Source organism: Brevundimonas sp., from assembly GCF_013912005.1.
Taxonomy (GTDB): Bacteria; Pseudomonadota; Alphaproteobacteria; order Caulobacterales; family Caulobacteraceae; genus Brevundimonas.
Genome location: NZ_JACESB010000008.1, coordinates 59,130 through 80,452 on the forward strand (window position 1 = coordinate 59,130; position 21,323 = coordinate 80,452).

Consider the following 21,323-nt stretch of genomic DNA (forward strand, 5'->3'; position numbering starts at 1 on the left):
TGCGGCGGGGCGGGGCGCGGCTCCAGTTACAAGCGTGACAGGTCCGCGGCGCAAGCGCGGCGCCCCGGTCAGAAGGTCTTGCGCAGGCGCAGCGACCAGAAGGTCCGCGGATCGATGTAGCGGCTCTCCACGAAGGCGATCGGCCGGGCCGGGGTGCGGTCGGCGTAGACCGTCCGCTCGACCTCGAAGTCGTTCCAGATGTTCACCTGCGCCCGCAGCGACAGGGTCGGCGTCGGCTTGTACTCGGCCCACAGCTCCACATAGTCCGAGCCGCGGAACCCCGAGGTCTGGTCCGGATCGTAGCTGAACTGGTGCAGGCTCTCGATATAGGCGCCGCCCCATTGCAGCTTCCACGACGGGATGTCCTGCTGGATGGTGAACACCGGCTGCGACGGCCGCACGCCGGAGATCGCGCGCGTTTCGCCGGTCGTCGGATCGGTCACCTCGGTGTGGTTCCAGGTGTTGCGGAAGCCCAGCTTGCCGCCGGAGAAGCTGAACCGGTCCATCGGCACGAGGATGTTCACCGCCAGCTGGTCCAGGGTTCCGTCGCCGATGTTGCCCACCGCCGACAGGCCCATGCCCAGCGGGATCACGTCGATGGCGTCGACGATCTCGTCGTGCCGGTAGCCGATCGAGACGATGCCGTCGGTCCAGAAGCGGCGCTCGTAGGTGATCTCGCTGATCCAGCGCTGCTCCGGCTCGAGGTCCACGTTGCCGCCGAACACATTGCCGTCGTCGAGATCAGCGGAGGCCGCGAAGTCGCCGAAGTCGAGCTGTCCCAGCTCGCGCTCGAAGCGGAAGCGGAACTGGTTGTTCGGCATCGGCGTCCAGGTCGCCTGCAGGCGGGGCTTGGCGAAGAAGAAGCTCTTCTCCTGGTCGGCGTCGCCCGACTGGCGGATGGTCGAGGCCTCGAGGCGCAGGCCGCCCTCAAGGGTCAGGTCGTCGCGGATCCGCCAGGTGCCCTTGCCGAAGGCCTCGCCGCGCAGCTCCTCCACCTTCACCGAAGCCGAGGGCAGGGGCACCGGCGTTCCGCCCAGGGTGAACGCCTGCTGGGTCTCCAGCATGTTGTAGGCGACCTCGCCGCCGGTCTCGAAGGTCAGCGCCGGCGACCGCTCGAAGCGGACGAGGCTGCGGAAGATGGTCTCCGAGGCGTTCCCCTCCGAGACGAAGCGCTGCTCGGGGCTGTCGACGCCGTTCACCCGATCCCGGCCGGTCGACGAGGCTTCGAAGTCGTTGAACTGGTGGATGAAGCGGGTTTCCAGATTGAGCCGCGGGCTGAGCGGCCGGGTGTAGACCACGCCCACCTCGCCGCTCGACCCGTCGTCGTCGAACAGGTTCTCGCGCCGCACCGTCGGGCTGGTCTGCAGCGAGATCGAATGGAAGTCGTTGACGCCGTAGCGGGCCGTCAGGTCGATCTTGCCGCCGAACAGGGGCGTGGCGTAGTTGCCGCGGATCGAGGTGCTGCCGCCGTACTGGTCGTTCCAGTAGTCCTCGCTCCGGATCACCGCGCCCGACCCGTTGCGCCGCACCACCGGCCCGACGCCGTTGGCGTCGCTCATCGACATGCCGTCGCTCAGGGTGACGCCCCAGGTGGTCTCCCCCTCGCGGGCGGTGAACTGGTAGCTCCCGCCGTAGATGTCCTGCCCGCCCTCGAACAGCGTGGCGTTGGCGGTGAAGATCGACTGCCGGCTCGATTCGCGCCGGGTGATGACGTTCACCACCACGGCGAAGCCCTGCATGTCGATGCCCGGCGCGCCGCCGCGGATCAGCTCGATGCGCTCGACCTGGCTGGCCAGGGTCCGGCCCAGCACCGCCGAACCGGTGTCGTTCTTGGAGGCCGGCCGCGATCCGTTGACCAGCACATTGCCGACCGAGCCCTCGAAGCCGCGACTGCCGTCGCCGTCGACGACGCTGAAGCCCGGGATCCGGTTGACCATGTCCAGGGCGGTGTTGGGCCGCTGGTCGGCGAAGAAGGCGGGTTCGAAGACGAGGACGCCCTGCTGCCCCGCCTCGGCCTGCGGAGCCGGCGCGGCCGGCGCGGCCGGCGTCTGCGCGGCGGCGAAGCCGGCGGACAGCGCCAGCGCCGATGTCGTCAGCAGAATCGTTCTGGTCATCGCGTACTCCCCTCGTCGTCGAGAGGTGTGGCGGCGTGTCGCGGCAGTCTCCAGTTACAAGGGGGACAGGTGCATTAAAACGCGGACATGATTACACAGAATTAATCTGCGTCTTCTGTTCCCGTTTCCCTGTTACTTGACGTTCTTTGCAGGCCGGGCCCTCAGACCGCCGTCCCGCCCACCGTCAGTCCGCCCATCTTCAGACTGGGCTGGCCGATGCCGACCGGCACGCCCTGGCCGGCCTTGCCGCACACGCCGACGCCCGGGTCGAAGGCGAAGTCGTCGCCGATCATCTCGATCCGCGTCAGGGCCGTGGCCCCGTCTCCGATCAGGGTCGCGCCCCGCACCGGGGCGGTGATCTTCCCGTCCTCGATCAGATAGGCCTCGGTGCACTGGAAGACGAACTTGCCGTTGGTGATGTCCACCTGCCCGCCGCCGAAATTGGCCGCGTAGAGCCCGCGCTTCGTCGAGGCGATCATGTCCGCTTTCGAGTCCCGCCCGCCTTCCATGAAGGTGTTGGTCATCCGCGGCATGGGCATGTGGGCGAAGGACTGCCGCCGGCCGTTGCCGGTGGCGCGCGCGCCCAGCTGACGGGCGGACAGCCGGTCGTGCATCAGGCCGACCATGATCCCGTCCTCGATCAGCACGGTGCGGGAGGTCGGCGTGCCCTCGTCGTCGATGGTCAGCGAGCCGCGGCGACCGGCGATCGAGCCGTCGTCGACCACCGTCACGCCCGGCGCGGCGACGCGCTGGCCCATGCGGCCGGTGAACACCGACGACCCCTTGCGATGGAAGTCGCCCTCGAAGCCGTGGCCGATCGCCTCGTGCAGCAGGACGCCGGGCCAGCCGGCGCCCAGCACCACGTCCATCTCCCCGGCCGGGCAGTCGACGGCCTCGAGGTTGACCAGCGCCTGGCGCAGGGCCTCGTCGACCTGCGCCTGCCAGCGCTCCGGGGCGATCCAGGTCTCGAATCCGGCGCGGCCCCCGGCCCCGGAGGAGGCGCTTTCCCGCCGGCCGTCCTTCTCGACCGTGACCGACACGTTCAGCCGCACCAGCGGCCGCAGGTCGCGCGCCAGCCGGCCGTCGCCGCGCAGGATCTCGATCTGCCGCCGCTCCCCGGTCAGCGAGGCGGACACCTGCACCACCCGCGGATCGCGGGCCCGGGCCCAGGCGTCGATCTCCGCCAGCAGGGCGATCTTGTCGGAGAAGGCGGGGGAGGCGAGGGGGTCGACCGGCTCGTACAGGCTGCGGTTGGTGGACGGCGGCGCCTCGGCGGCGGTCCCCGCATGGCCGGCCCGCGCCAGGGCCGCGCTGTCCGCCGCGCGGCGCAGGGCGGCGGCGCTGATCTCGTTGGCGTGGGCGTAGCCGGCCGTCTCGCCGGCCACCACCCGCAGGCCGAAGCCCTCGGTGGCGTCGTAGGCCGCCGACTTCAGCCGGCCGTCGTCGAAGTGGAGCGCCTCGGACTCCGAGCGCTCCAGAAACAGCTCCCCGTCGTCGGCGCCGGCGAGGGCGCCCTGCAGGAGGGAGAGGGCCTCGTCGGCGCCGAGGTCGGCGCTGTCGAGAATGGCGGGCGGAGAAACGGGGACGGTCATGGCCTCTAGGTAGGCGCTGACCGTCCCCGCGTCACGGGTCAGGGAACGTCGACGTCGCCGGAGCCGTCGATCGTCTGGCTCAGACGGTCGGGCCGCCGGGTCAGGGTCACGTCGCCCGAGCCGGCCACGTCGACCCGGGCCGAGCCGGTCGGCCCCGCCACCACGTCCCCGGAGCCGCGGATGGTGATCGCCGCATCGGTGGTCACCAGCCGGTCCAGGTCCACGTCGCCGGAGCCGTTGACCTCGACGGTCAGCAGGTCGGTGCGGCCGTGGACGTCGATGTCGCCGGAGCCGTGGACGGTCAGCTCCAGGGCCGGCTGGTCGTAGTCGCGGATCGACAGGTCGCCGCTGCCCACCATCTCGAAGGCGCGCACGTCCGGGGCGGTGACCACCACCCGCAGGGACTCGGTCTCGCTCTACACCCGCACGCCGTTGGCGCTCCAGCGGATATAGCCCCGCTCGGTGTCGTGGCCGACGTCGTGCAGCGTCAGCCGTCCGTTTTCGAAGCGCACCCGGTCGACCACCGACCGGGGGCCGGTCAGGCGGACGCTCGCCTGGTCGCCCTGGACGAAGGTCACTTCGGCCGGCACGTCCACCGACAGGCGCTCGGCGCCGTCCCAGGCCAGGGTGCGGGTCGCGTCGGGCTCGACGCGGCCGCGCTGCAGGCGCAGGTCCGAATCGCCCATCGGGCCCTCGCTCACGACCCAGGTCCATTCGTGCCGGGCCAGGTCCCGGCCGCCCAGCGCCACGGCGCCGCCGATGCCGACGATGGCCAGGAACAGGCCGACGCCGGTGATGATCAGAAGATTGCGGATCATGTCAGGTCCTCCCTCAGGCCTGGATGGCGGGTTGGGGCTCGAGCGCCGGCTTCAGCACCCGGTAGTGGAGGCGCGCGTACCAGATGGTCGCGTCGATCAGCCACTTGGTCAGCAGGGCGAACAGGCCGCCCATGAACAGGCCGAGGCCCATCAGCCCGACGCCGAGCAGCACGGCGCCGAAGACGCCGCCCGGGGCGCCGACGAACGGCCCGACGGCGAGCACGAAGCCGCCGGCGATGAACACGCCCACGCCGGTCAGCAGCATGGCCAGCATCGTCCCGAACACCGGCAGCACGATCGGCAGCAGGATCAGGATGTCGATGGCCCCGAGGCCTAGGATGGCGAAGATCGCCCCGGCCGCCGACGAGGCGGTCTGCTCCTGGCCCCAGCGCCGGGCGCCGGCCTCGGCGCGCAGTTCGCGCGCCAGCCGCGACGGATCGCCCAGCGCGGCCGCGATCTCGGCCTCGGACCGGCCGGCGGCGGCGCCGTCCTCGAAGTGCGTCTCGTAGTCGGCGGCGATCTCCGCGGCGGCGGTCATGGGCAGGCCCACCAGCCCCTGCTTCAGCCGGGCCATGAATTCGGCGCGGGTCATTGTTCAGCTCCTTGCTGGGCGGAGGCGCCGGCCGGGTCGGCGGGCGCATCCACGATGGCGTCGACGGCGCGGGCGAAGGCGCGCCACTCGGCGGTCTGGGCCAGAAGGGCCCGCCGACCGGCGTCGGTGAGGCGATAGTATTTGCGCGACGGCCCCGAGGGCGATTCGACCAGATAGGTCTCGACCAGGCCGTCGGTCTGCATCCGCCGCATCAGCGGATAGATGGTGCCCTCGCCCATATCGATGGCGTCGGACAGGGTGGAGGCGATCTCGTAGGCATAGCTGTCGCCCCGGTCGAGGAGGGCGAGGACGCACAGCGTCAGCACCCCCTTCTTGAGCTGGATCTCTATGGTTTCAGGCACATCAACGTCTCCCTTGATGAACCCAGGCTATCGCAAGGTATCTTGTGCCGCAAGGTAGCTTGCGAAACATGAAATGGATTTAATCCGGGGCCCTTTCGTCGCGGCTGCGCTCTATCGCTTGGCAAGCGCGGGAGGGGGCGATATGGACCGGCCGAAGAACCGCCGCGGGCGCAGGTCCCGGCGGCTGCTTGCGATTGGATCGCAAGCGCCTGCGACGAAACGGGATTAGGATGAGGATGTCTCGCATGGGGATGGGCACGCGGGCCCGGGCCACTGTCGGCGGCGGTCTGACCGCGCTGGGCCTGGCCCTCTTCTCGGCCGCGCCGGCCTGGGCGGCGGGCGACCTGGTCGGTCAGCCGACGCCGGGCGGTCTGGGGCTTCAGCCGGCGGCCTCGCCGCTGAAGGTCGAGGCGCACCAGTTCCACGACTTCGTCCTGATGCCGATCATCACGGCGATCTGCCTGCTGGTGCTCGGCCTGCTGATCTGGATCGTGATCCGCTACAACAAGAAGTCCAACCCGACGCCGGCCCGCTGGAGCCACAACACCCTGATCGAGGTGATCTGGACGGTCGTCCCGGTCCTGATCCTGGTGTTCATCTCGCTGTTCTCGTTCCGCCTGCTGTTCGCCTACCACGACATGCCGACGCCCGACCTCACCGTGAAGGCGACCGGCAACCAGTGGAACTGGGCCTATGAGTATCCGGACCAGGGCATCGCCGAATACGTCTCCAACATGCTGCCGGAGGACGAGGCGCGGGCTCGGAACGTTCCCTACCGCCTCGCCGCCGACGAGCCGATCGTCGTGCCGGTCGGCAAGACCGTGCGCGTCCTCGTCACGGCCGCCGACGTGCTGCACGCCTTCGCCCTGCCGGCCTTCGGCCTGAAGATCGACGCGGTCCCGGGCCGGGTGAACGAGACCTGGTTCCGCGCCGACCGCACCGGGGTCTTCTATGGCCAGTGCTCGGAGCTGTGCGGCGTCGACCACGCCTTCATGCCGATCCAGATCAACGTCGTGACCCAGGCGGAATTCGAGGCCTGGGTGGCGTCCAAGGGCGGCTCGATGACCCCCGCCGCCGCCGCGCCGGGCGGCACGGCGGCCCAGGTGGCCGCCGGCACGGAAGGCCAGGGCGCGCGCAACGTCGCCTCGGACGCCATGCAGCCGGCCGCGGGCGCGCCCGCCGGCCAGCCCCCGGCCGACACCGGCGCGCTCGACAGCTCGCCGTCCGCCGCCTCGGCCCCCGCCGTCCCCGACACCGCCGCCGCCCCGGCGGCCCAGTAATACGATCCGCGAGAGCCCAGAGACCATGGCCACCGCAGCCCAGAACCTCGCCCACGACCACGATGGTCATCACGACCACAAGCCGGGCTTCTTCACCCGCTGGTTCCTGTCGACGAACCACAAGGACATCGGGATGCTGTACCTGGTGTTCGCCATCTTCACCGGACTGGTGGGCGGCGCGCTGTCCGGCCTGATCCGCTGGGAGCTGGCGGAGCCGGGCATCCAGCTGTTCCGCGAAGGCTCGATCATCCAGCAGCTCGGCATCGTCGAGGCGTCGAAGCACGGCTACAACGTCACGGTCACGGCGCACGCCCTGATCATGGTGTTCTTCGTGGTCATGCCGGCCACCATGGGCGGCTTCGCCAACTACTTCACGCCGATCATGATCGGGGCGCCGGACATGGCCTTCCCGCGCATGAACAACATCTCCTTCTGGCTGCTGTTCTTCGCCTTCGTCCTGCTGGTGCTGTCGATGTTCGTCGACGGCGGCCCGGGCCGCGGCTTCGGCGGCGGCTGGACGGCCTATCCGCCGCTCTCGACCATGGGCCACACGGGTCCCGCCTTCGATCTGGCGATCTTCTCGCTGCACATCGCCGGCGCCTCGTCGATCCTCGGCGCGATCAACTTCATCACCACCATCTTCAACATGCGCGCGCCGGGCATGACCCTGCACCGCATGCCGCTGTTCGCCTGGGGCGTGCTGATCACGGCCTTCCTGCTGCTGCTGTCGCTGCCGGTCCTGGCCGGCGCCATCACCATGCTGCTGGCCGACCGCAACTTCGGCACCAGCTTCTTCAATCCGGCCGGCGGCGGCGACCCGGTGATGTACCAGCACCTGTTCTGGTTCTTCGGCCACCCCGAGGTCTACATCATGATCCTGCCGGGCTTCGGCATGATCTCGCACATCGTCTCGACCTTCTCGCGCAAGCCGATCTTCGGCTACCTCGCGATGGCCTACGCCATGGTCGCCATCGGCTTCATCGGCTTCATCGTGTGGGCGCACCACATGTACACCGTGGGCATGAGCATCAACCTGCGCGCCTACTTCGTGGCCGCGACGATGATCATCGCCGTCCCCACCGGGGTGAAGATCTTCAGCTGGATCGCCACCATGTGGGGCGGCTCCATCAGCTTCAAGACGCCGATGCTGTGGGCGATGGGCTTCATCTTCCTGTTCACCGTCGGCGGCGTCACCGGCGTGGTGCTCGCCAACGCCGGCATCGACTACAGCCTGCACGACACCTACTACGTGGTCGCCCACTTCCACTACGTGCTGTCTCTGGGCGCCGTGTTCTCGATCTTCGCGGGCTTCTACTACTGGTTCGAGAAGATGTTCGGGGTGAAGTACAACGAGTTCCTCGGCGCGCTGCACTTCTGGGTCATGTTCGTCGGCGTGAACGTGATCTTCTTCCCGCAGCACTTCCTCGGCCTGCAGGGCATGCCGCGGCGCTACGTCGACTATCCGGACGCCTACACCCTGTGGAACCACGTCTCCTCGGTCGGCTATGCGATCACCGTCGTCGGCGTGGTCATCTTCCTGGTGGTCCTGCTCGAGGCGGCCGTGCGTCGCCGCAAGGGCGTGGCCAACCCGTGGGGCGAAGGCGCCACCACCCTGGAGTGGACCCTGTCCTCGCCGCCGCCGCACCACCAGTTCAACGAACTGCCGGTGATCAAGCGCGACGAACACTGATCGTCCGGCCGGTCCGGCAGAATCGTCGGGGGCCGCTCCTGCCCGGGGGCGGCCCTCAGCCGTTGGAGACCTGATGTCCGACCCTCTCGCCCCCGCCATCTCCACGGCCCAGCCGGAAGACTTCTTCCAGCTGCTGAAGCCGCGCGTGATGTCGCTGGTGATCTTCACGGCGGTCACCGGCCTGGTGGTCGCGGGCGGGGACCTCGACGCGGTCTCGTCGGCCATCGCCGTGCTGTGCATCGCCGTCGGCGCGGGGGCGGCCGGCGCGCTGAACATGGCGCTGGAGGGCGAGACCGACGCCCTGATGCGCCGCACCCGCGGCCGGCCGGTCGCCGCCGGCCGGGTGCGCAAGAACGACGCCATGGCCTTCGGCGTGCTGCTGTCGATCTTCTCGGTGATGCTGCTCGGGATGACCGCCAACTGGCTGGCCGGCGGCCTGCTGCTGCTGACCATCCTCTACTATGCGGTCTTCTACACCCTGCTGCTCAAGCGGCGGACGCCCCAGAACATCGTCATCGGCGGGGCCGCGGGCGCCCTGCCGCCGGTGATCGGCTGGGCCGCCGCCACCGGCGAGGCGCCGTGGCAGGCGTGGCTGCTGTTCCTGATCATCTTCCTGTGGACCCCGCCGCACAGCTGGGCCCTGGCCCTCTACTCGGCCGGGGACTACGCCCGCGCCGGCATCCCGATGATGCCGGTCGCGCGCGGCGCCCGCAGCACCCGGCTGCAGATCTGGCTCTACAGCCTCGTGCTCGTGCCGGTGGCGATCGCCCCCGGCCTGCTCGGCCTCGGCGGGCCCGGCTATCTGGTGGTCTCCGCCGCCGGCGGCGCCGGCTTCCTCGCCCTGGCCTTCCGGGTCTGGCGCTCCCGCGCCGGCGACGAGCCGGACAAGGCCGAGGCCGTGGGGCGAGAGGCCGCATTGTATGATGTCCGCGCGGAGGCCAAACCGGCCCGCAACCTGTTCGCCTTCTCGATCCTCTATCTGATGGCCATCTTCGCCGCCCTGCTGGTCGAGAGCCTGACCCGGACCCTGAGCCCCTGATCCGATGCGCCTGACCCCCGAACAACTCGAAGCCCGCAAGAAGCGCAACCTCGCCATCGCCGGCGGCCTGGTCGTGTTCATCGTGCTGGTGTTCACCATCACCGTCCTGAACCTGCAGCGGAACCGCGACGCGGCGGCCCGCTCGGCGGAGGCGGCGGCCGCGGCCGCCCCGGCGGAGGCCGCCCGGTGAAGCGCACCCATCTCGTCGCCCTGATCTGCGCCGGGACCGTCGTCTTCATGACCGGCGCGGCCTTCGCCGCCGTGCCCCTCTACCAGCTATTCTGCCAGGTCACCGGCTTCAACGGCACCGTGATGCGCGCGGACAAGGCCTCCGAGGTCCAGCTGGACCGGACGGTCCTGGTTCGCTTCGACACCAACGTCCGCAACCTGCCCATGCGCTTCCGGGCCGAGCAGGTCAGCCAGCGCGTCCGCATCGGCGAGACCGGCATGGCCTTCTTCGACGTGACCAACACCTCGGACCGGCCGATCACCGCCCGCGCCGGCTACAACGTCGTTCCGGAACGCGCCGGCCCCTATTTCCAGAAGCTGCAGTGCTTCTGCTTCGAGGAGCAGCAGATCGCCGCCGGCGAGACCGTGCGCTTCCCGGTGCAGTACTTCGTGGCCCCGGAGCTGGCCACGGACCGCGAGAGCCGCGGCGTGCAGGAGATCACCCTCAGCTACACCTTCTATCCCAGCGACGGCTTCGAGCAGGCGGCAAACGACGCCCTGCCCTCTGGCGCGGCCGGATAGCGGGCGCTATAGCCCACACACGACTCTCGACCGTTCAAGAGACCCCGATGGCCGACGCCCACGCGACTCCTCACCACGACTACCACCTCGTCGATCCGAGCCCCTGGCCGCTGGTCGCCTCGGCCGCCGCGGCGGTCATGCTGACCGGCGCCGTGGTCTGGATGAAGGGCCTCGTGGCGGAAGGCGCCGGTCCGCTGGCCGACGCCCTGCTGACCAAGGGCGACAAGGCCCTGTTCTTCCTCGGGCTCGCCGGCGTGCTGGTGTCGATGTTCGGCTGGTGGTCGGACGTGATCAAGGAAAGCCGCAAGGGCGACCACACCCCGGTCGTCTCGCTCGGCCTGCGCTACGGCATGATCCTGTTCATCGCCTCCGAGGTGATGTTCTTCGCCGCCTTCTTCTGGATGTTCTTCGAGATGAGCATCTTCAACGAGGCGCGGACCCACATTCCCGAGATCGGCGCCTGGGCCGACACCGCCGCCAAGTGGTCGACCTGGCCGCCGGAAGGGGTCGAGACCCTCGACGCCTGGCAGCTGCCGCTGCTCAACACCGTGATCCTGCTGCTGTCCGGCACCACCGTCACCTGGGCCCACCACGCCCTGGCCAACGGCGACCGCAATGCGACGAAGATCGGCCTCGCCATCACCATCGCCCTGGGCGTGCTGTTCACCGCGGTGCAGGCCTACGAGTACCAGCACATCATCCACGAGAACCTGTTCTTCAACGAGGAAGCGGCGGGCGCGGGCCTCTACGGTTCGATCTTCTTCATGGCCACCGGCTTCCACGGTTTCCACGTGCTGGTCGGGACCATCTTCCTGATCGTCTGCCTGCTGCGTCTGCTGGCCGGCCACTTCACCCCGGAGAAGCATTTCGGCTTCGAGGCGGCGGCCTGGTACTGGCACTTCGTGGACGTGGTCTGGCTGTTCCTCTTCGCCTTCGTCTACGTCACCTTCGGTTGACCGAGGGCCCGACAGCTTCATACGGCCAGCCGGCGCGGATCGACCCGATCCGCGCCGGTCTGCTTTGCCGCTGCCCGCACTGCGGTCGCGGGCGGCTGTTCGCCGGCTTCCTGAAGGTGGTCGAGGCGTGCGAGGTCTGCGGCTACGACTTCCGCCGCCTGAACACCGGCGACGGCGCGGCGGTCTTCGTCATGCAGGCCGCCGGGGCCCCGGTCGTGTTCGGGGCCCTGTTCATCCAGCTGGCCTGGGCGCCGCCGGTCTGGGCGGTGGCGGCGGGCGCCCTGCCGCTGGTGGCCGGCCTCTCGTTCGCCCTGATGCGGCCCGCCAAGGGCCTGATGATCGCCCTGCAGATGCGCGAGTCCCGGTCCGGTGACTGAGCTGCCCCGCCGCTTCCCCTGGATCCTGACCGTCCTCTGCGCCGGCCTGTGCGCCGTGCTGCTCGCGCTCGGCGTCTGGCAGGTGCAGCGGATGCAATGGAAGGCGGGGCTGATCGCCGCCGCCGACGCCGCCGCCGAGGAGCCCGTCGCTCCCGCCGCCCGGGTGTTCGCCGCCGCCCGGCCCGAGTTCCGCAAGGTCGAACTGACCTGTCCCGGCCTCGCCACCGCCCCCTGGGTGGAGCTGCAGAGCATCCACGACGGCCAGGCCGGGGTTCGCCTGATCTCCGCCTGCCGCGACCCCGGACTGGACCGCGTGGTCCTCGTCGACCGGGGCTTCGTCGCGGACGGGATTTCGGCGCGTCCCCCGGTCGCGCCCTCGTCCACGCCCCTGCGCGTCGTGGCCGAGATCCGCGCCACCCCCGCCCCCGGCCCCATGGCGCTGGCCGCCCAGGACGACCGCTTCTACGTGCGCGACAACGCCGCCATGGCCCGCGCGCTCGGGGTCGAGGGTCCGGTGTCGCCGTGGACCGCCTTCGCCCTCGCGTCGACCAATCCCGACTGGGCCGCCCTGCAGCCCTCCGCCCCGCCGCCGGCCTTCTCCAACAACCACCTCGGCTACGCCCTGACCTGGTTCGGACTGGCGCTCGCCCTCGTCGGTTTCTACATCGCCCTGCTCCGCCGGCGCATGTCCGGCCCCTCCCGCCCCGGGGACAAGGAACCGTCCTGACCGCCCGCCTCCACACCCTGCCCAACGGCGTCCGCGTCGTCTGCGACCCCATGCCGGGCCTGCGCACCCTGGCTCTGACGGTCACGGTGCGCGGCGGCGCGCGCTGGGAGACGGAGGCGACCTCGGGTTGGTCGCACTGCCTCGAGCATCTGGTGTTCAAGGGGGCGGGCGACATGGGCGCGCGCGAGATCGTGGAGCGCATCGAGGGGCAGGGGGGCTCGATCAACGCCGCCACCGGCTACGAGCGCACCAGCTTCGAGGTTCGCGGCCTGGCGGGCACGCTGCCTCTGTCCATGCAGGTCCTCTCCGACCTCGTCTTCCGCCCGACGCTCGATCCGGCGGAGATCGAGCGCGAGAAGGACGTCGTCGCCCAGGAGATCGCCGAGGCCTTCGACACCCCGGACGACCACGTGTTCGAAATGGCGCAGACCCGCGCTTTCGCAGACCAGCCGCTCGGACGACCGATCCTCGGCTCCGTCGCCAGCCTGGCCCCCATCGACCGGGCGAGCATCGCCGCCTGGCGCGCCCGCCTCTACGCCCCTGACCGCATGGTCGTCGCCGCCGCCGGCGCGGTGGACGAGGACGAGCTGCTGACGCTGGCCGGGCGCTGGTTCGGCGGCGAGGCCGCGATCCCTGCGGACGCCCCGGCCGCCGCCCGCTTCACCGGCGGCGCCGACCGGCTGACGCGCCGGATCGAACAGGCCAACCTCGTGTTCCAGCTCCCGTCGGCCTCGGCGGTCGAGCCGACCTACGCCGCCGCCCGCATGCTGGCGGAGATCCTCGGCGGCGGCATGGCCTCGCGCCTGTTCCAGAGCGCGCGCGAGGCCCGCGGCCTGGCCTACGCCATCGACGCCTGGCACGAGCCCTATGAGGACGCCGGCGTGCTCGGCATCTACGCCGGGGCCGCCGCCGAGCGGGCCGTCGAGCTGGCGCGGGTCTGCGCCGACGAGTTGCGCGCCCTGGCCGAGCACGGTCCGAAGGAGGCGGAGGTCGCCCGCGCCGCCGCGGTGCTCAACGCCGGCCTGTGGATGTCGGACGAGAATCCCGCCGCCCGCGCCGGCCGGGCCGCGGCCCAGACCCTCCTGTTCGGCGCGCCCATCCCCTCGCAGGTCGCCGCCGACCGCATTCTCGCCCAGACGCCCGCCAGCGTGCGCGACGCCGCCGGGGCGGCGCTGGCCGCCGGGACCTCGGCCACGGCCGTGCTCGGCCCGGCCGCGGCCGGCCCGGCCGGCGCCGCCTTCCACCGCGCCCTGTTCGGCTGATATCCTGCGGCGATGGCCCTTCTCGACTGGATCAGCGAGGCGAGCGGTCCGGTCGTGCGCGGCCGGGGCGTCGTCCTCCGCCCGCCGCGGGCGTCGGATCACGAGGCCTGGGCCGCCTTGCGCGGCGAGTCCCGCGCCTACCTCCAGCCGTGGGAGCCGACCTGGCCCGAGGACGACCTGACCCGGGCCGCCTTCCGGCGGCGACTCACCATCTACGCCCGCGAGATGGAGGCGGGGCACGCCTGGCCCTTCTTCGTCTACCGCGAGCCCGACCGCGCCCTCGTCGGCGCCATCACCCTCTCCAACGTCCGCCGGGGCGTCGCCGAAACCGGCACCCTCGGCTACTGGATCGGTCGTCGGTTCTCCGGTCGCGGCCACGCCACCGCCGCGGTCCGCGCCATGACCGCCTGGGCCTTCGACGAGCTCGGCCTGCACCGGGTCGAGGCGGCCTGCGTCCCCGCCAACACGCCCTCCCGCCGCGTGCTGGAGAAGGCTGGCTTCGAGCTGGAGGGGCAGGCCCGGGCTTATCTCAAAATTAACGGCGCTTGGGCAGATCATCTGTTGTTCGGCCGCGTGAACGACGGGGCCGGCTGCGACGGCTGAGCCGTTCACCGGGGATCCGTAGGCGTTTGAACAATCGCTCCAGAAGTCTGGCCTGGGACGCGACGACCGCCATCGAGGCGCTGGCCGCTGCGGACACCGCCCTGTGGATCTGGACCCCGGCCCAGGACCAGATGCGCTTCACCGGCGCGACCCGCGCCCTCGGGCTCGGCCCGCTCGCGCCGGAGTGCTCCGGGGCCGCCTTCGCCGCGGTCGCCGTGCCCCAGGACCGCGCCCTCGCCGAGAAGATCCTCAAGCCGCAGGAGGAGGGGACCGAGGTCGCCGTCCGCCTGCGCATGCGCGATTCCGAGACCTGCATCTGGCGCGGCGTCTGGCTGGAGGACGGGCTGCGCGCCGCCGGAGTGGCGGCGCTGGAGAAGCGTTTCTCGGCCTGCGAGCGGGACCAGCTGACGGGGCTTCTCGATCGCCGCACCTTCATCAGCCGCGCCGCCGACGCCCTCACCCAGCCGGGCGAGTACGAACTGGTGGCGGCCGACGTCGACCGCCTGCGCCGGCTGAACGAGGCGTTGGGCCACGAGCGCGCCGATCTGGTGCTGTCGGCGCTCGGCTCCCGCCTGAACGCCGCCTTCGCCCAGGACGCCGCCGCCGCCCGCGTCGGCGAGGACGAGTTCGCCATCATCGTGCCGCGCGGCGCCACCGCCGCCTCCGAGCGGGTGCGCGAGGCGCTGGAGCAGCCGCTGCGCATCGCCGGCTTCGATATCTATCCGACCGTGTCGATCGGCGCCGTCGCCGTCGAGGGCGGTCCGGACGCGCCCGACGCCGCCGAACTGCTGCGCCGCGTCGAGCTGGCGGTCGAGCACGCCAAGTCCGCCGGCCGCGGCGGGGTGGCCGCCTACGGCCGCGCCCTCGAAAGCGACAGCCTCTCGCGGCTGGCGCTGGAGTCCGACCTGCGCAACGCCTTCGTGCGCGGCGAGATCGAGCCCTTCTACCAGCCCATCGTCAACCTCGACACCGGCGCGGTCGCCGGCTTCGAGGCCCTGGCCCGCTGGCGTCACCCGCGCCGCGGCCTCGTGCCCCCCGACGAGTTCCTCGGCCTCGCCGACGAGATGGGGCTGATGAACGAGCTGGGCCTGCTGATGATGACCCAGTCGGCCCGCCAGCTCGCCGAGTGGCTGCGCCGCCACCCCGGCGCCGGCAAGCTGTTCTGCAGCGTCAACCTGTCGGTGGGCGAGATCGAGCGGCCCGGCCTGGTCGCCGACGTGGCCCGGATCATCTCCGAGACCGGGCTGCCGCGCGGCGCGCTCAAGCTCGAGGTCACCGAGAGCGACATCATGCGCGACACCACGCGCGCCGCCGCCATCCTGAAGGAGCTCCGCGAGGCCGGGGCCTCGCTGGCGCTGGACGACTTCGGCACCGGCTTCTCGTCGCTCAGCTACCTCGCCCGCCTGCCGTTCGACACCCTGAAGATCGACCGCTACTTCGTGCTCACGATGGACAAGGACGAGGGCTCGGCCAAGATCGTCCGCTCGGTCGTCAACCTGGGCCGCGACCTGTCGCTCGAAGTCGTCGCCGAGGGGGTCGAGAACGCCACCTTGGCCAAGCTCCTGCTGCAGGCCCAGTGCCACTACGGCCAGGGCTTCGGCTACGCCCAGCCGCTGCCCGCCCAGGGCGCCGAGGTCTACCTCAACGAGTCCCTCGCCGACGGCTCGGCCCCGATCAAGGCGCGCTCGGGCCAGAGCGCCTAGGCGCGGCCCGCCTGGCCCGACAGCCGTCCCGGGTCGATGCCCAGGGTGGCTAGGGCGCGCGCCCACTTGGCCTCGTAGTCGGGGTCGAAGACCAGATCGGCGTCGGCGTCGGCGGTGAGCCAGACGTTTTCGCCGAGCTCCTCCTCCAGCTGACCCTCGCCCCAGCCGGCGTAGCCCAGCAGCAGCACCGACCGCCGCGGCCCCGCCGCCGGATCGACCATGGCCGCCAGCGCCTCGCGCGTGCCGGTCATCGCCAGCCCGTCGCCGATCAGGGCCGAGGCGTCCGCCGCCATCCAGTCGTCGGTGTGCAGCACGAAGCCCCGTTCCCGCTCGACCGGCCCCCCGACCAGCACCGGACGCTCCGCCGCCGCATCGGGCGCGGGCGTCTCCAGCTTGGTCAGCACCATCTTCAGGTCGACGCCCGGCGCGGGCCGGTCGAGGCGCAGCCCCATGGCGTGATCCGGCCCGTGGGCGCAGATCAGGATCACCGCATGCTCGAAGCGGGGGTCGCCGATGCCCGGCATCGCCACCAGCAGGCGCCCGGCCAGGGATTGGAAGTGGTCCATCCTTCTATCATCGGGAGCCGGCGGCGCAGGCGCAAGTCGCGCGAGGTTGGCGAGTTTCGCCGCAGGCCCTATCTGGGCGGCGGGACCCATCCCGCAGCCCCATCCGGAGAGCCTTCCATGACCGTGAAGATCGGCGACCGCATCCCCTCCGCCACGCTGACGCGCGCCACCGACGAGGGACCGAAGCCGGTCTCCACCGACGAGGTCTTCAAGGGCCGCACCGTCGCCCTGTTCGCCGTGCCGGGCGCCTTCACCCCGACCTGCTCGGCCCGGCACCTCCCGGGCTTCAAGGACGCCCGCGAGACGCTGAAGGCGAAGGGCGTCGACGCGATCGCCTGCGTCTCGGTCAACGACGCCTTCGTCATGGGCGCCTGGGCCGACAGCCAGGGCGTCGGCAAGGACGACATCCTGATGCTCGGCGACGGCAACGGCGACTTCACCCGCGCCCTCGGCCTGTCGATGGACGCCAAGGGCTTCGGCATGGGCGAGCGCTCGCAGCGCTACTCGATGCTGATCCGCGACGGCGTGGTCGAGCAGCTGAACGTCGAGCAGCCGGGCGAGTACAAGGTGTCGTCCGCCGAACACCTGCTGACCCAGCTCTAGGGCCGGCATGACCGACGTCTTCACCCCGGCGCAGCGCAGCGCCGTGATGCGCCGGGTGAAGGGTCGCGACACGGGGCCGGAGCTGATCGTGCGCCGCCTCTTCCGGGCCGCCGGAGTCGGTTACCGGCTCGGCGGCGCCGGCCTGCCGGGGCGTCCGGACCTGGTCATGAAGGGACGGCGGGTCGCCGTCTTCGTCCACGGCTGCTTCTGGCACGGCCACGACTGCCCCCGGGGCGCGCGGGTCCCGAGGGCCAACGCCGCCTACTGGACCGCCAAGATCGCCCGCAATGCGGCCCGCGACGCGGGGGCTGCGGCGCAGCTGCAGGCGCAGGGCTGGCGGGTGATCACCGTCTGGGAATGCGGCCTGCGCCGGCCGGACCTGGCCGACCGGCTGGTCGCGGCGCTCGAGGATCAGGCGACCGCCGTCTCCATCTCCGCCGCGTCCCCGGGCTGAGCCATGGTCATCACGTGGTTGATCGCCCCCAGCAGCATCTGCGGGGTGATCGGCTTGGGCACGAAATAGGTCATGCCCGCCGCCGTGCAGGCGGCGATGTCCTCGGGCGCCGTGTCGGCGGTCACGGCGATCACCGGCACGCGGGCGTTGGGTCCGCTGCCGGCGCGGATGCGGCGGGTGGTCTCGCGCCCGTCCAGCTCCGGCATCCGCACGTCCATGAAGATCAGGTCGAACGGGGTCGCCTCGCAGATCTTCAGCGCCGCCATGCCGTCGGCGGCGGTGGAGATGTCGCAGCCGAGCGGCTGCAGGATCAGCTGGATGGCGCGCCGGTTGATGTCGTGGTCGTCCACCACCAGCACCCGCATGGGACGCCCGTCGTCCGCCTCCTCCGCCTCCGCCGGGGCGGGCTCCGGCGCCGGTGCGGCCGCGGTCGCGGCGATGACCGGGGACTCCGCCGGCGGGGCCGAGGCGTCCGGCTTCGCCGGCCCGACCAGCGCGCGGGCCACCGCCTCCCGGCCCTGCTGCTCCAGCGTCGGCGGCGAGGAGAGGGAATCCTCGCCCGGCTCGACCCGCAGGGCGAGAGTGAACTGGGCCCCCTCGCCGGGCCGGCTGCGGGCGGTCAGCCGTCCGCCCATCAGCTCGGCCAGCTGGCGGCTGATGGCGAGGCCGAGGCCGGTGCCGCCGTGCCGGGCGCTGATCCCGTCGGCGATCTGGTCGAAGGGCGTGAACAGGCGCCCCATCTGCTCGTGCGTCATGCCGGGCCCGGTGTCGATGACGTCGATCAGCAGGGCGTGGCCGGCCGGCTCCTCCGGCCAGGACCGCAGCCGCAGGGTGATCGAGCCCTGCGGGGTGAACTTCATGGCGTTCGAGATCAGGTTGTTCAGCACCTGACGCAGCCGCATCGGATCGCCGCGGACGGCGGCCGGAATCGACGCCGCGCCCTCGACGCGCAGCTTCAGCCCCTTGGCGCGGGCGGGACCGCGCCACAGCCGCACCGTCTGGTTGAGCAGGTCGCGGAGGTCGAAATCGACGCTGTCCACGGTCATGTGGCCGGCTTCCAGCTTGGCGTGGTCCAGCAGGTCGTCCAGCAGGGCCTTCATCATGAAGCCGGCGTCGCTGATCAGGCGGGCCTGGGCGCGGGAGCCGCCGTCGGCCGCCGCCCGCTCCAGCTCGACGGAGCCGGTCAGGATGGCGCTGATGGGCGTGCGCAGGTCGTGGCCGACGGCGGCGAGGAAGGCGCTGCGGCCCTCCATGATGCGCTCGGCGTCCTGACGCTTGCGCTCGGCTTCCAGCCGCGCGGCCGTCTCGGCGATGCGGGCCTCGTTCATCCGCTGCCACGTCGACAGGCAGTAGGTGACGAACACCCCGACGGCCACCGCGGCGGCCGTGACCAGTCCGGTGCCGGCGCCGAACATGGCCATGAACACCGGCACGGTGGCGAGGTAGAGGAATTGGGGGACGACGGTCAGCACCAGCACCCGCTTCGAGCGCGGCGCATTGATCATCGAATAGATGGCGCCCGCGGACAGCAGCAGGGTGGCGCAGATGCCCGCCAGCGGTCCGCCCACCAGCCAGAGCGGCAGCGACAGGCTGCCGAAATAGCCGGCGTTGGCGACCAGGAGGGCGTCGCCGGCCAGGGCGCGAAGCCCCCGCAGGCGCGTCGCCCGCCGTCCGTTGATCGGTGCGAAGACCCACAGGTCGAGCGCCTGGATCAGGAGGTAGCCGACAAACCAGACGAAGCTCAGCTCCCAGCCGACCACCGGGCTGAACACCAGGGCGCTCGCCGCCGCCATGCCGAGACGCTGCAGCAGCGCCTTGCGCCGCTGATGGATGGCGCCGGTCCAAGGGTCCGGCGTCTGGTCAGTCGTCGCGGCCGTAGCGATCGCCATGCGGCTCCCCGGAATTGGCCAGCGGCCCCCGCCGCGACTATCCCGGTCTTGCCCTAACGCTCCGTCAACGGGCGCTTCCGACCGCCTCCGCCACGGACGCGAAACCCTCGTCCCGCACCCGCGCCGCGAGGTCGCGCTTGATCCGCGCCACCAGCCCCGGCCCCTGGTACACGAGAGCGGAATACAGCTGGACCGCCGAGGCCCCGGCGCGGATGCGCCGCCAGGCTTCCTCGCCGGAATCGATCCCGCCGACGGCGATCAGCGGCAGCCGCCCGGCGGCCGCCTCCGCCGCCGCGGTCAGCGCCGCGCGCGCCCTGTCCCTGAGCGGCGCTCCGGACAGGCCGCCGGCCTCCTCGCGGTGCGGCGAGCGGAGACCGGCGGGTCGGTCCAGGGTGGTGTTCGAGACGATCAGCCCGTCGAGCCCGTGGTCGATCACCGCCTCGACGATCATGCCGATCTCCGCCGCGTCCAGATCCGGGGCGATCTTCAGGAACACCGGCGTCCGGTCCTCGCCGCGCGCCTCGGCCAGCCGGCCCAGCAGGTCGTCCAGCGCCGCCCGCCCCTGCAGGGCGCGCAGGCCGGGCGTGTTGGGGGACGAGACGTTGACCGTGAGATAGTCGGCCAGCCCCTTGAGCCGCAGCAGGCCGGCCACATAGTCCGCCGCCTTGTCCTCCGTGTCCTTGTTGGCGCCGAGGTTGGCGCCGACCGTCACGGTCCGCGGCCGCCGCTCGAGGCGGGCGGCGAACGCCTCCAGCCCCGCATTGTTGAACCCCATGCGGTTGATCACCGCCCGGTCCTCCGCCAGCCGGAACAGGCGGGGGCGGGGATTGCCCGGCTGCGGCCGCGGCGTGACCGAGCCGCACTCGACGAAGCCGAACCCCAGCCGCGCCAGCCCGTGCAGCGCCTCCCCGTTCTTGTCGAGGCCGGCGGCCAGGCCGATCGGGTTCGGCAGCTCCAGCGGCCCGACGCGGGCGCGCAGCACCGGATCGTCCGGCGGCGGGGCGGGCAGGGGGGCCAGCTGCAGGGCGCGCAGGGCCAGGCCGTGGGCGGTCTCGGGGTCCAGCCGGCGCAGCAGCCCCGCGCCGAGATCGCTCAGGGCCATCCGACCGCTCCGTCCTCGAACCGCATCACCCCCGCCGCATCGACGGCGAGCCCGCGCTCGGAGCGCACGGCCGTGCGCGGCAGCGGCCCGTACAGGTGGGGGAACAGGGCCCCGCCCCGCGACGGCTCCCGGACCAGCCGGTCCCCGAGGCTCGCCAGATCGACCTCCAGCAGACGCAGCCCGCTCCGGCCGCGGTAGTGGCGCGCCGCCGTTTCGGCCAGCTGGTCCGCCATCGACATGTGGATGTAGCCGTCGGCGCGATCCACCTCCGAGCCGTCCCAGGCGGGACCGGCGGCCGCCCACTCGGCGGCGTCGACCAGCTTCCAGGCCACGTCGCTCACCGGGCTTCCAGCTCCCGCGGCTGCAGCAGTCCCTCGAACAGCGGGCGTCCGGCGGGGTCGACCGAGAAGATCGCCGCCGCGCCCGGCGCGAAGCCGCCGCTCATCCGGTCCATGAGCGCCGGCGAGGCCGCGCCCTCGCCGAGATACTCCAGCGCCAGCAGGTGGACGCCCGGATTGTGCGCCAGCACCAGCAGGCACCCGGCCTCCTCCTCGGCGGCCTCGACCAGCCGCCGCAGGGTCTCCGCCGAGCCGTTGTACAGCGCCTCGTCGTCTCGGACCTGCACGTCGCCCAGCGCGTCATGGACCAGGTCCCAGGTCTGGCGGGTGCGGGTGGCGGGCGAGACCAGCGCCAGATCCGGACGCAGCCCCCGCGCCGCCAGGGTCCGGCCCATCAGGGCGGCGTCGATCCGGCCGCGGGCCGACAGCGGCCGGGTGCGGTCGCCGCCGGCGCCGCCCGTCCGCTCGGCCTCGGCGTGGCGCATCAGGATCAGTCGCTGCATGGC

The 21,323-nt window shown here is 71.7% G+C and carries 24 protein-coding genes; 13 read left to right on the forward strand and 11 right to left on the reverse strand.

Annotation, left to right across the window (positions count from 1 at the left end; genetic code table 11):
* Positions 1-68: 68 nt before the first annotated feature.
* The 6 genes from H2038_RS07805 to H2038_RS07830 all read right to left on the reverse strand — a co-directional run bounded on the left by H2038_RS07805 (position 69) and on the right by H2038_RS07830 (position 5,478).
* Entirely contained in the window at positions 69-2,114 is a 2,046-nt protein-coding gene (locus H2038_RS07805; protein ID WP_292111280.1) for a TonB-dependent siderophore receptor, read from the reverse strand.
* Positions 2,115-2,275: 161 nt separating this feature from the next.
* Positions 2,276-3,706: a metalloprotease TldD gene (gene tldD / locus H2038_RS07810; RefSeq protein WP_292111281.1), complete on the reverse strand. Its 1,431-nt coding sequence runs from the start codon at positions 3,704-3,706 to the stop codon at positions 2,276-2,278.
* 38 nt (positions 3,707-3,744) lie between these two features.
* Complete coding sequence (locus H2038_RS07815; RefSeq protein ID WP_292111283.1) at positions 3,745-4,101, reverse strand: DUF2807 domain-containing protein; 357 nt, start codon at positions 4,099-4,101, stop codon at positions 3,745-3,747.
* Between the two features lie 21 nt (positions 4,102-4,122).
* Complete coding sequence (locus tag H2038_RS07820; protein WP_292111285.1) at positions 4,123-4,524, reverse strand: hypothetical protein; 402 nt, start codon at positions 4,522-4,524, stop codon at positions 4,123-4,125.
* A gap of 13 nt (positions 4,525-4,537) precedes the next feature.
* Positions 4,538-5,116 carry a DUF1700 domain-containing protein gene (locus H2038_RS07825; RefSeq protein WP_292111287.1) on the reverse strand — a complete coding sequence of 193 codons (579 nt, stop codon included), beginning with the start codon at positions 5,114-5,116 and terminating at the stop codon, positions 4,538-4,540.
* Entirely contained in the window at positions 5,113-5,478 is a 366-nt protein-coding gene (locus H2038_RS07830; RefSeq protein WP_292111289.1) for a PadR family transcriptional regulator, read from the reverse strand. Before H2038_RS07830 ends, H2038_RS07825 begins: the two co-directional genes overlap by 4 nt.
* A gap of 245 nt (positions 5,479-5,723) precedes the next feature.
* Here H2038_RS07830 and coxB point away from each other — a divergent pair, with 245 nt between their 5' ends.
* The 11 genes from coxB to H2038_RS07885 all read left to right on the forward strand — a co-directional run bounded on the left by coxB (position 5,724) and on the right by H2038_RS07885 (position 15,865).
* Positions 5,724-6,758, forward strand: coding sequence for a cytochrome c oxidase subunit II (coxB, locus tag H2038_RS07835; protein WP_292111291.1), 1,035 nt, complete (start codon positions 5,724-5,726; stop codon positions 6,756-6,758).
* A 25-nt stretch (positions 6,759-6,783) separates the two neighbouring features.
* Positions 6,784-8,448 carry a cytochrome c oxidase subunit I gene (gene ctaD / locus H2038_RS07840; protein ID WP_292111293.1) on the forward strand — a complete coding sequence of 555 codons (1,665 nt, stop codon included), beginning with the start codon at positions 6,784-6,786 and terminating at the stop codon, positions 8,446-8,448.
* A 73-nt stretch (positions 8,449-8,521) separates the two neighbouring features.
* Positions 8,522-9,487 (forward strand): heme o synthase, encoded by a 966-nt coding sequence (gene cyoE, locus H2038_RS07845; protein WP_292111295.1) that lies wholly within the window; start codon positions 8,522-8,524, stop codon positions 9,485-9,487.
* Between the two features lie 4 nt (positions 9,488-9,491).
* Positions 9,492-9,677 carry a hypothetical protein gene (locus H2038_RS07850; RefSeq protein ID WP_292111297.1) on the forward strand — a complete coding sequence of 62 codons (186 nt, stop codon included), beginning with the start codon at positions 9,492-9,494 and terminating at the stop codon, positions 9,675-9,677.
* On the forward strand, positions 9,674-10,237 hold the full coding sequence (locus tag H2038_RS07855; protein ID WP_292111299.1) for a cytochrome c oxidase assembly protein: 564 nt from the start codon (positions 9,674-9,676) through the stop codon (positions 10,235-10,237). Before H2038_RS07850 ends, H2038_RS07855 begins: the two co-directional genes overlap by 4 nt.
* Positions 10,238-10,284: 47 nt before the next feature.
* Positions 10,285-11,193 (forward strand): cytochrome c oxidase subunit 3, encoded by a 909-nt coding sequence (locus tag H2038_RS07860; protein WP_292111301.1) that lies wholly within the window; start codon positions 10,285-10,287, stop codon positions 11,191-11,193.
* Complete coding sequence (locus H2038_RS07865) at positions 11,190-11,570, forward strand: DUF983 domain-containing protein (protein ID WP_292111304.1); 381 nt, start codon at positions 11,190-11,192, stop codon at positions 11,568-11,570. Before H2038_RS07860 ends, H2038_RS07865 begins: the two co-directional genes overlap by 4 nt.
* The gene (locus tag H2038_RS07870; protein WP_292111306.1) at positions 11,563-12,297 is read left to right on the forward strand and encodes an SURF1 family protein; all 735 of its coding nucleotides are present in this window, start codon (positions 11,563-11,565) and stop codon (positions 12,295-12,297) included. The genes H2038_RS07865 and H2038_RS07870 overlap by 8 nt, the downstream gene beginning before the upstream one ends.
* A gap of 50 nt (positions 12,298-12,347) precedes the next feature.
* Positions 12,348-13,559, forward strand: a complete 1,212-nt coding sequence (locus H2038_RS07875) for a pitrilysin family protein (protein ID WP_292111308.1) — start codon at positions 12,348-12,350, stop codon at positions 13,557-13,559.
* Positions 13,560-13,571: 12 nt separating this feature from the next.
* Complete coding sequence (locus H2038_RS07880; RefSeq protein WP_292111310.1) at positions 13,572-14,162, forward strand: GNAT family protein; 591 nt, start codon at positions 13,572-13,574, stop codon at positions 14,160-14,162.
* Between the two features lie 26 nt (positions 14,163-14,188).
* Complete coding sequence (locus H2038_RS07885; protein WP_292111312.1) at positions 14,189-15,865, forward strand: bifunctional diguanylate cyclase/phosphodiesterase; 1,677 nt, start codon at positions 14,189-14,191, stop codon at positions 15,863-15,865.
* On the opposite strand, the gene H2038_RS07890 is transcribed toward H2038_RS07885, so the two are convergent.
* Positions 15,862-16,431, reverse strand: coding sequence for a YqgE/AlgH family protein (locus H2038_RS07890; protein ID WP_292111314.1), 570 nt, complete (start codon positions 16,429-16,431; stop codon positions 15,862-15,864). The two genes, H2038_RS07885 and H2038_RS07890, sit on opposite strands and share 4 nt — an antisense overlap.
* Before the next feature lie 117 nt (positions 16,432-16,548).
* On the opposite strand from H2038_RS07890, the gene H2038_RS07895 reads away from it, so the two are divergent.
* Together H2038_RS07895 and vsr are read left to right on the forward strand one after the other, a co-directional pair.
* On the forward strand, positions 16,549-17,034 hold the full coding sequence (locus H2038_RS07895) for a peroxiredoxin (RefSeq protein ID WP_292111316.1): 486 nt from the start codon (positions 16,549-16,551) through the stop codon (positions 17,032-17,034).
* A 7-nt stretch (positions 17,035-17,041) separates the two neighbouring features.
* Entirely contained in the window at positions 17,042-17,488 is a 447-nt protein-coding gene (gene vsr, locus H2038_RS07900; RefSeq protein ID WP_292111319.1) for a very short patch repair endonuclease, read from the forward strand.
* Here the strand turns inward: vsr and H2038_RS07905 are convergent.
* The 4 genes from H2038_RS07905 to H2038_RS07920 all read right to left on the reverse strand — a co-directional run bounded on the left by H2038_RS07905 (position 17,446) and on the right by H2038_RS07920 (position 21,320).
* Entirely contained in the window at positions 17,446-19,377 is a 1,932-nt protein-coding gene (locus H2038_RS07905) for an ATP-binding protein (protein WP_292111321.1), read from the reverse strand. The genes vsr and H2038_RS07905 overlap by 43 nt on opposite strands.
* Before the next feature lie 64 nt (positions 19,378-19,441).
* Entirely contained in the window at positions 19,442-20,479 is a 1,038-nt protein-coding gene (locus H2038_RS07910) for a quinone-dependent dihydroorotate dehydrogenase (RefSeq protein WP_292111322.1), read from the reverse strand.
* Positions 20,470-20,820 carry a DUF952 domain-containing protein gene (locus H2038_RS07915; protein ID WP_292111325.1) on the reverse strand — a complete coding sequence of 117 codons (351 nt, stop codon included), beginning with the start codon at positions 20,818-20,820 and terminating at the stop codon, positions 20,470-20,472. The genes H2038_RS07910 and H2038_RS07915 overlap by 10 nt, the downstream gene beginning before the upstream one ends.
* A complete protein-coding gene (locus tag H2038_RS07920; protein ID WP_292111328.1) occupies positions 20,817-21,320 on the reverse strand; it encodes a histidine phosphatase family protein in 504 nt (167 codons plus the stop codon). Before H2038_RS07920 ends, H2038_RS07915 begins: the two co-directional genes overlap by 4 nt.
* Positions 21,321-21,323 lie beyond the last annotated feature (3 nt).

Coding starts and splice junctions, on each gene's coding strand:
- ctaD (WP_292111293.1), top strand. CDS start 6,784: ATGGCCACCGCAGCCCAGAACCTCGCCCACGACCACGATGGTCATCAC.
- vsr (WP_292111319.1), top strand. CDS start 17,042: ATGACCGACGTCTTCACCCCGGCGCAGCGCAGCGCCGTGATGCGCCGG.
- H2038_RS07850 (WP_292111297.1), top strand. CDS start 9,492: ATGCGCCTGACCCCCGAACAACTCGAAGCCCGCAAGAAGCGCAACCTC.
- tldD (WP_292111281.1), bottom strand. CDS start 3,706: ATGACCGTCCCCGTTTCTCCGCCCGCCATTCTCGACAGCGCCGACCTC.
- H2038_RS07890 (WP_292111314.1), bottom strand. CDS start 16,431: ATGGACCACTTCCAATCCCTGGCCGGGCGCCTGCTGGTGGCGATGCCG.
- H2038_RS07880 (WP_292111310.1), top strand. CDS start 13,572: ATGGCCCTTCTCGACTGGATCAGCGAGGCGAGCGGTCCGGTCGTGCGC.
- H2038_RS07875 (WP_292111308.1), top strand. CDS start 12,348: ATGCCGGGCCTGCGCACCCTGGCTCTGACGGTCACGGTGCGCGGCGGC.
- H2038_RS07825 (WP_292111287.1), bottom strand. CDS start 5,116: ATGACCCGCGCCGAATTCATGGCCCGGCTGAAGCAGGGGCTGGTGGGC.
- cyoE (WP_292111295.1), top strand. CDS start 8,522: ATGTCCGACCCTCTCGCCCCCGCCATCTCCACGGCCCAGCCGGAAGAC.
- H2038_RS07805 (WP_292111280.1), bottom strand. CDS start 2,114: ATGACCAGAACGATTCTGCTGACGACATCGGCGCTGGCGCTGTCCGCC.
- H2038_RS07895 (WP_292111316.1), top strand. CDS start 16,549: ATGACCGTGAAGATCGGCGACCGCATCCCCTCCGCCACGCTGACGCGC.
- H2038_RS07910 (WP_292111322.1), bottom strand. CDS start 20,479: ATGGCCCTGAGCGATCTCGGCGCGGGGCTGCTGCGCCGGCTGGACCCC.
- H2038_RS07820 (WP_292111285.1), bottom strand. CDS start 4,524: ATGATCCGCAATCTTCTGATCATCACCGGCGTCGGCCTGTTCCTGGCC.
- H2038_RS07920 (WP_292111328.1), bottom strand. CDS start 21,320: ATGCAGCGACTGATCCTGATGCGCCACGCCGAGGCCGAGCGGACGGGC.
- coxB (WP_292111291.1), top strand. CDS start 5,724: ATGGGGATGGGCACGCGGGCCCGGGCCACTGTCGGCGGCGGTCTGACC.
- H2038_RS07860 (WP_292111301.1), top strand. CDS start 10,285: ATGGCCGACGCCCACGCGACTCCTCACCACGACTACCACCTCGTCGAT.
- H2038_RS07905 (WP_292111321.1), bottom strand. CDS start 19,377: ATGGCGATCGCTACGGCCGCGACGACTGACCAGACGCCGGACCCTTGG.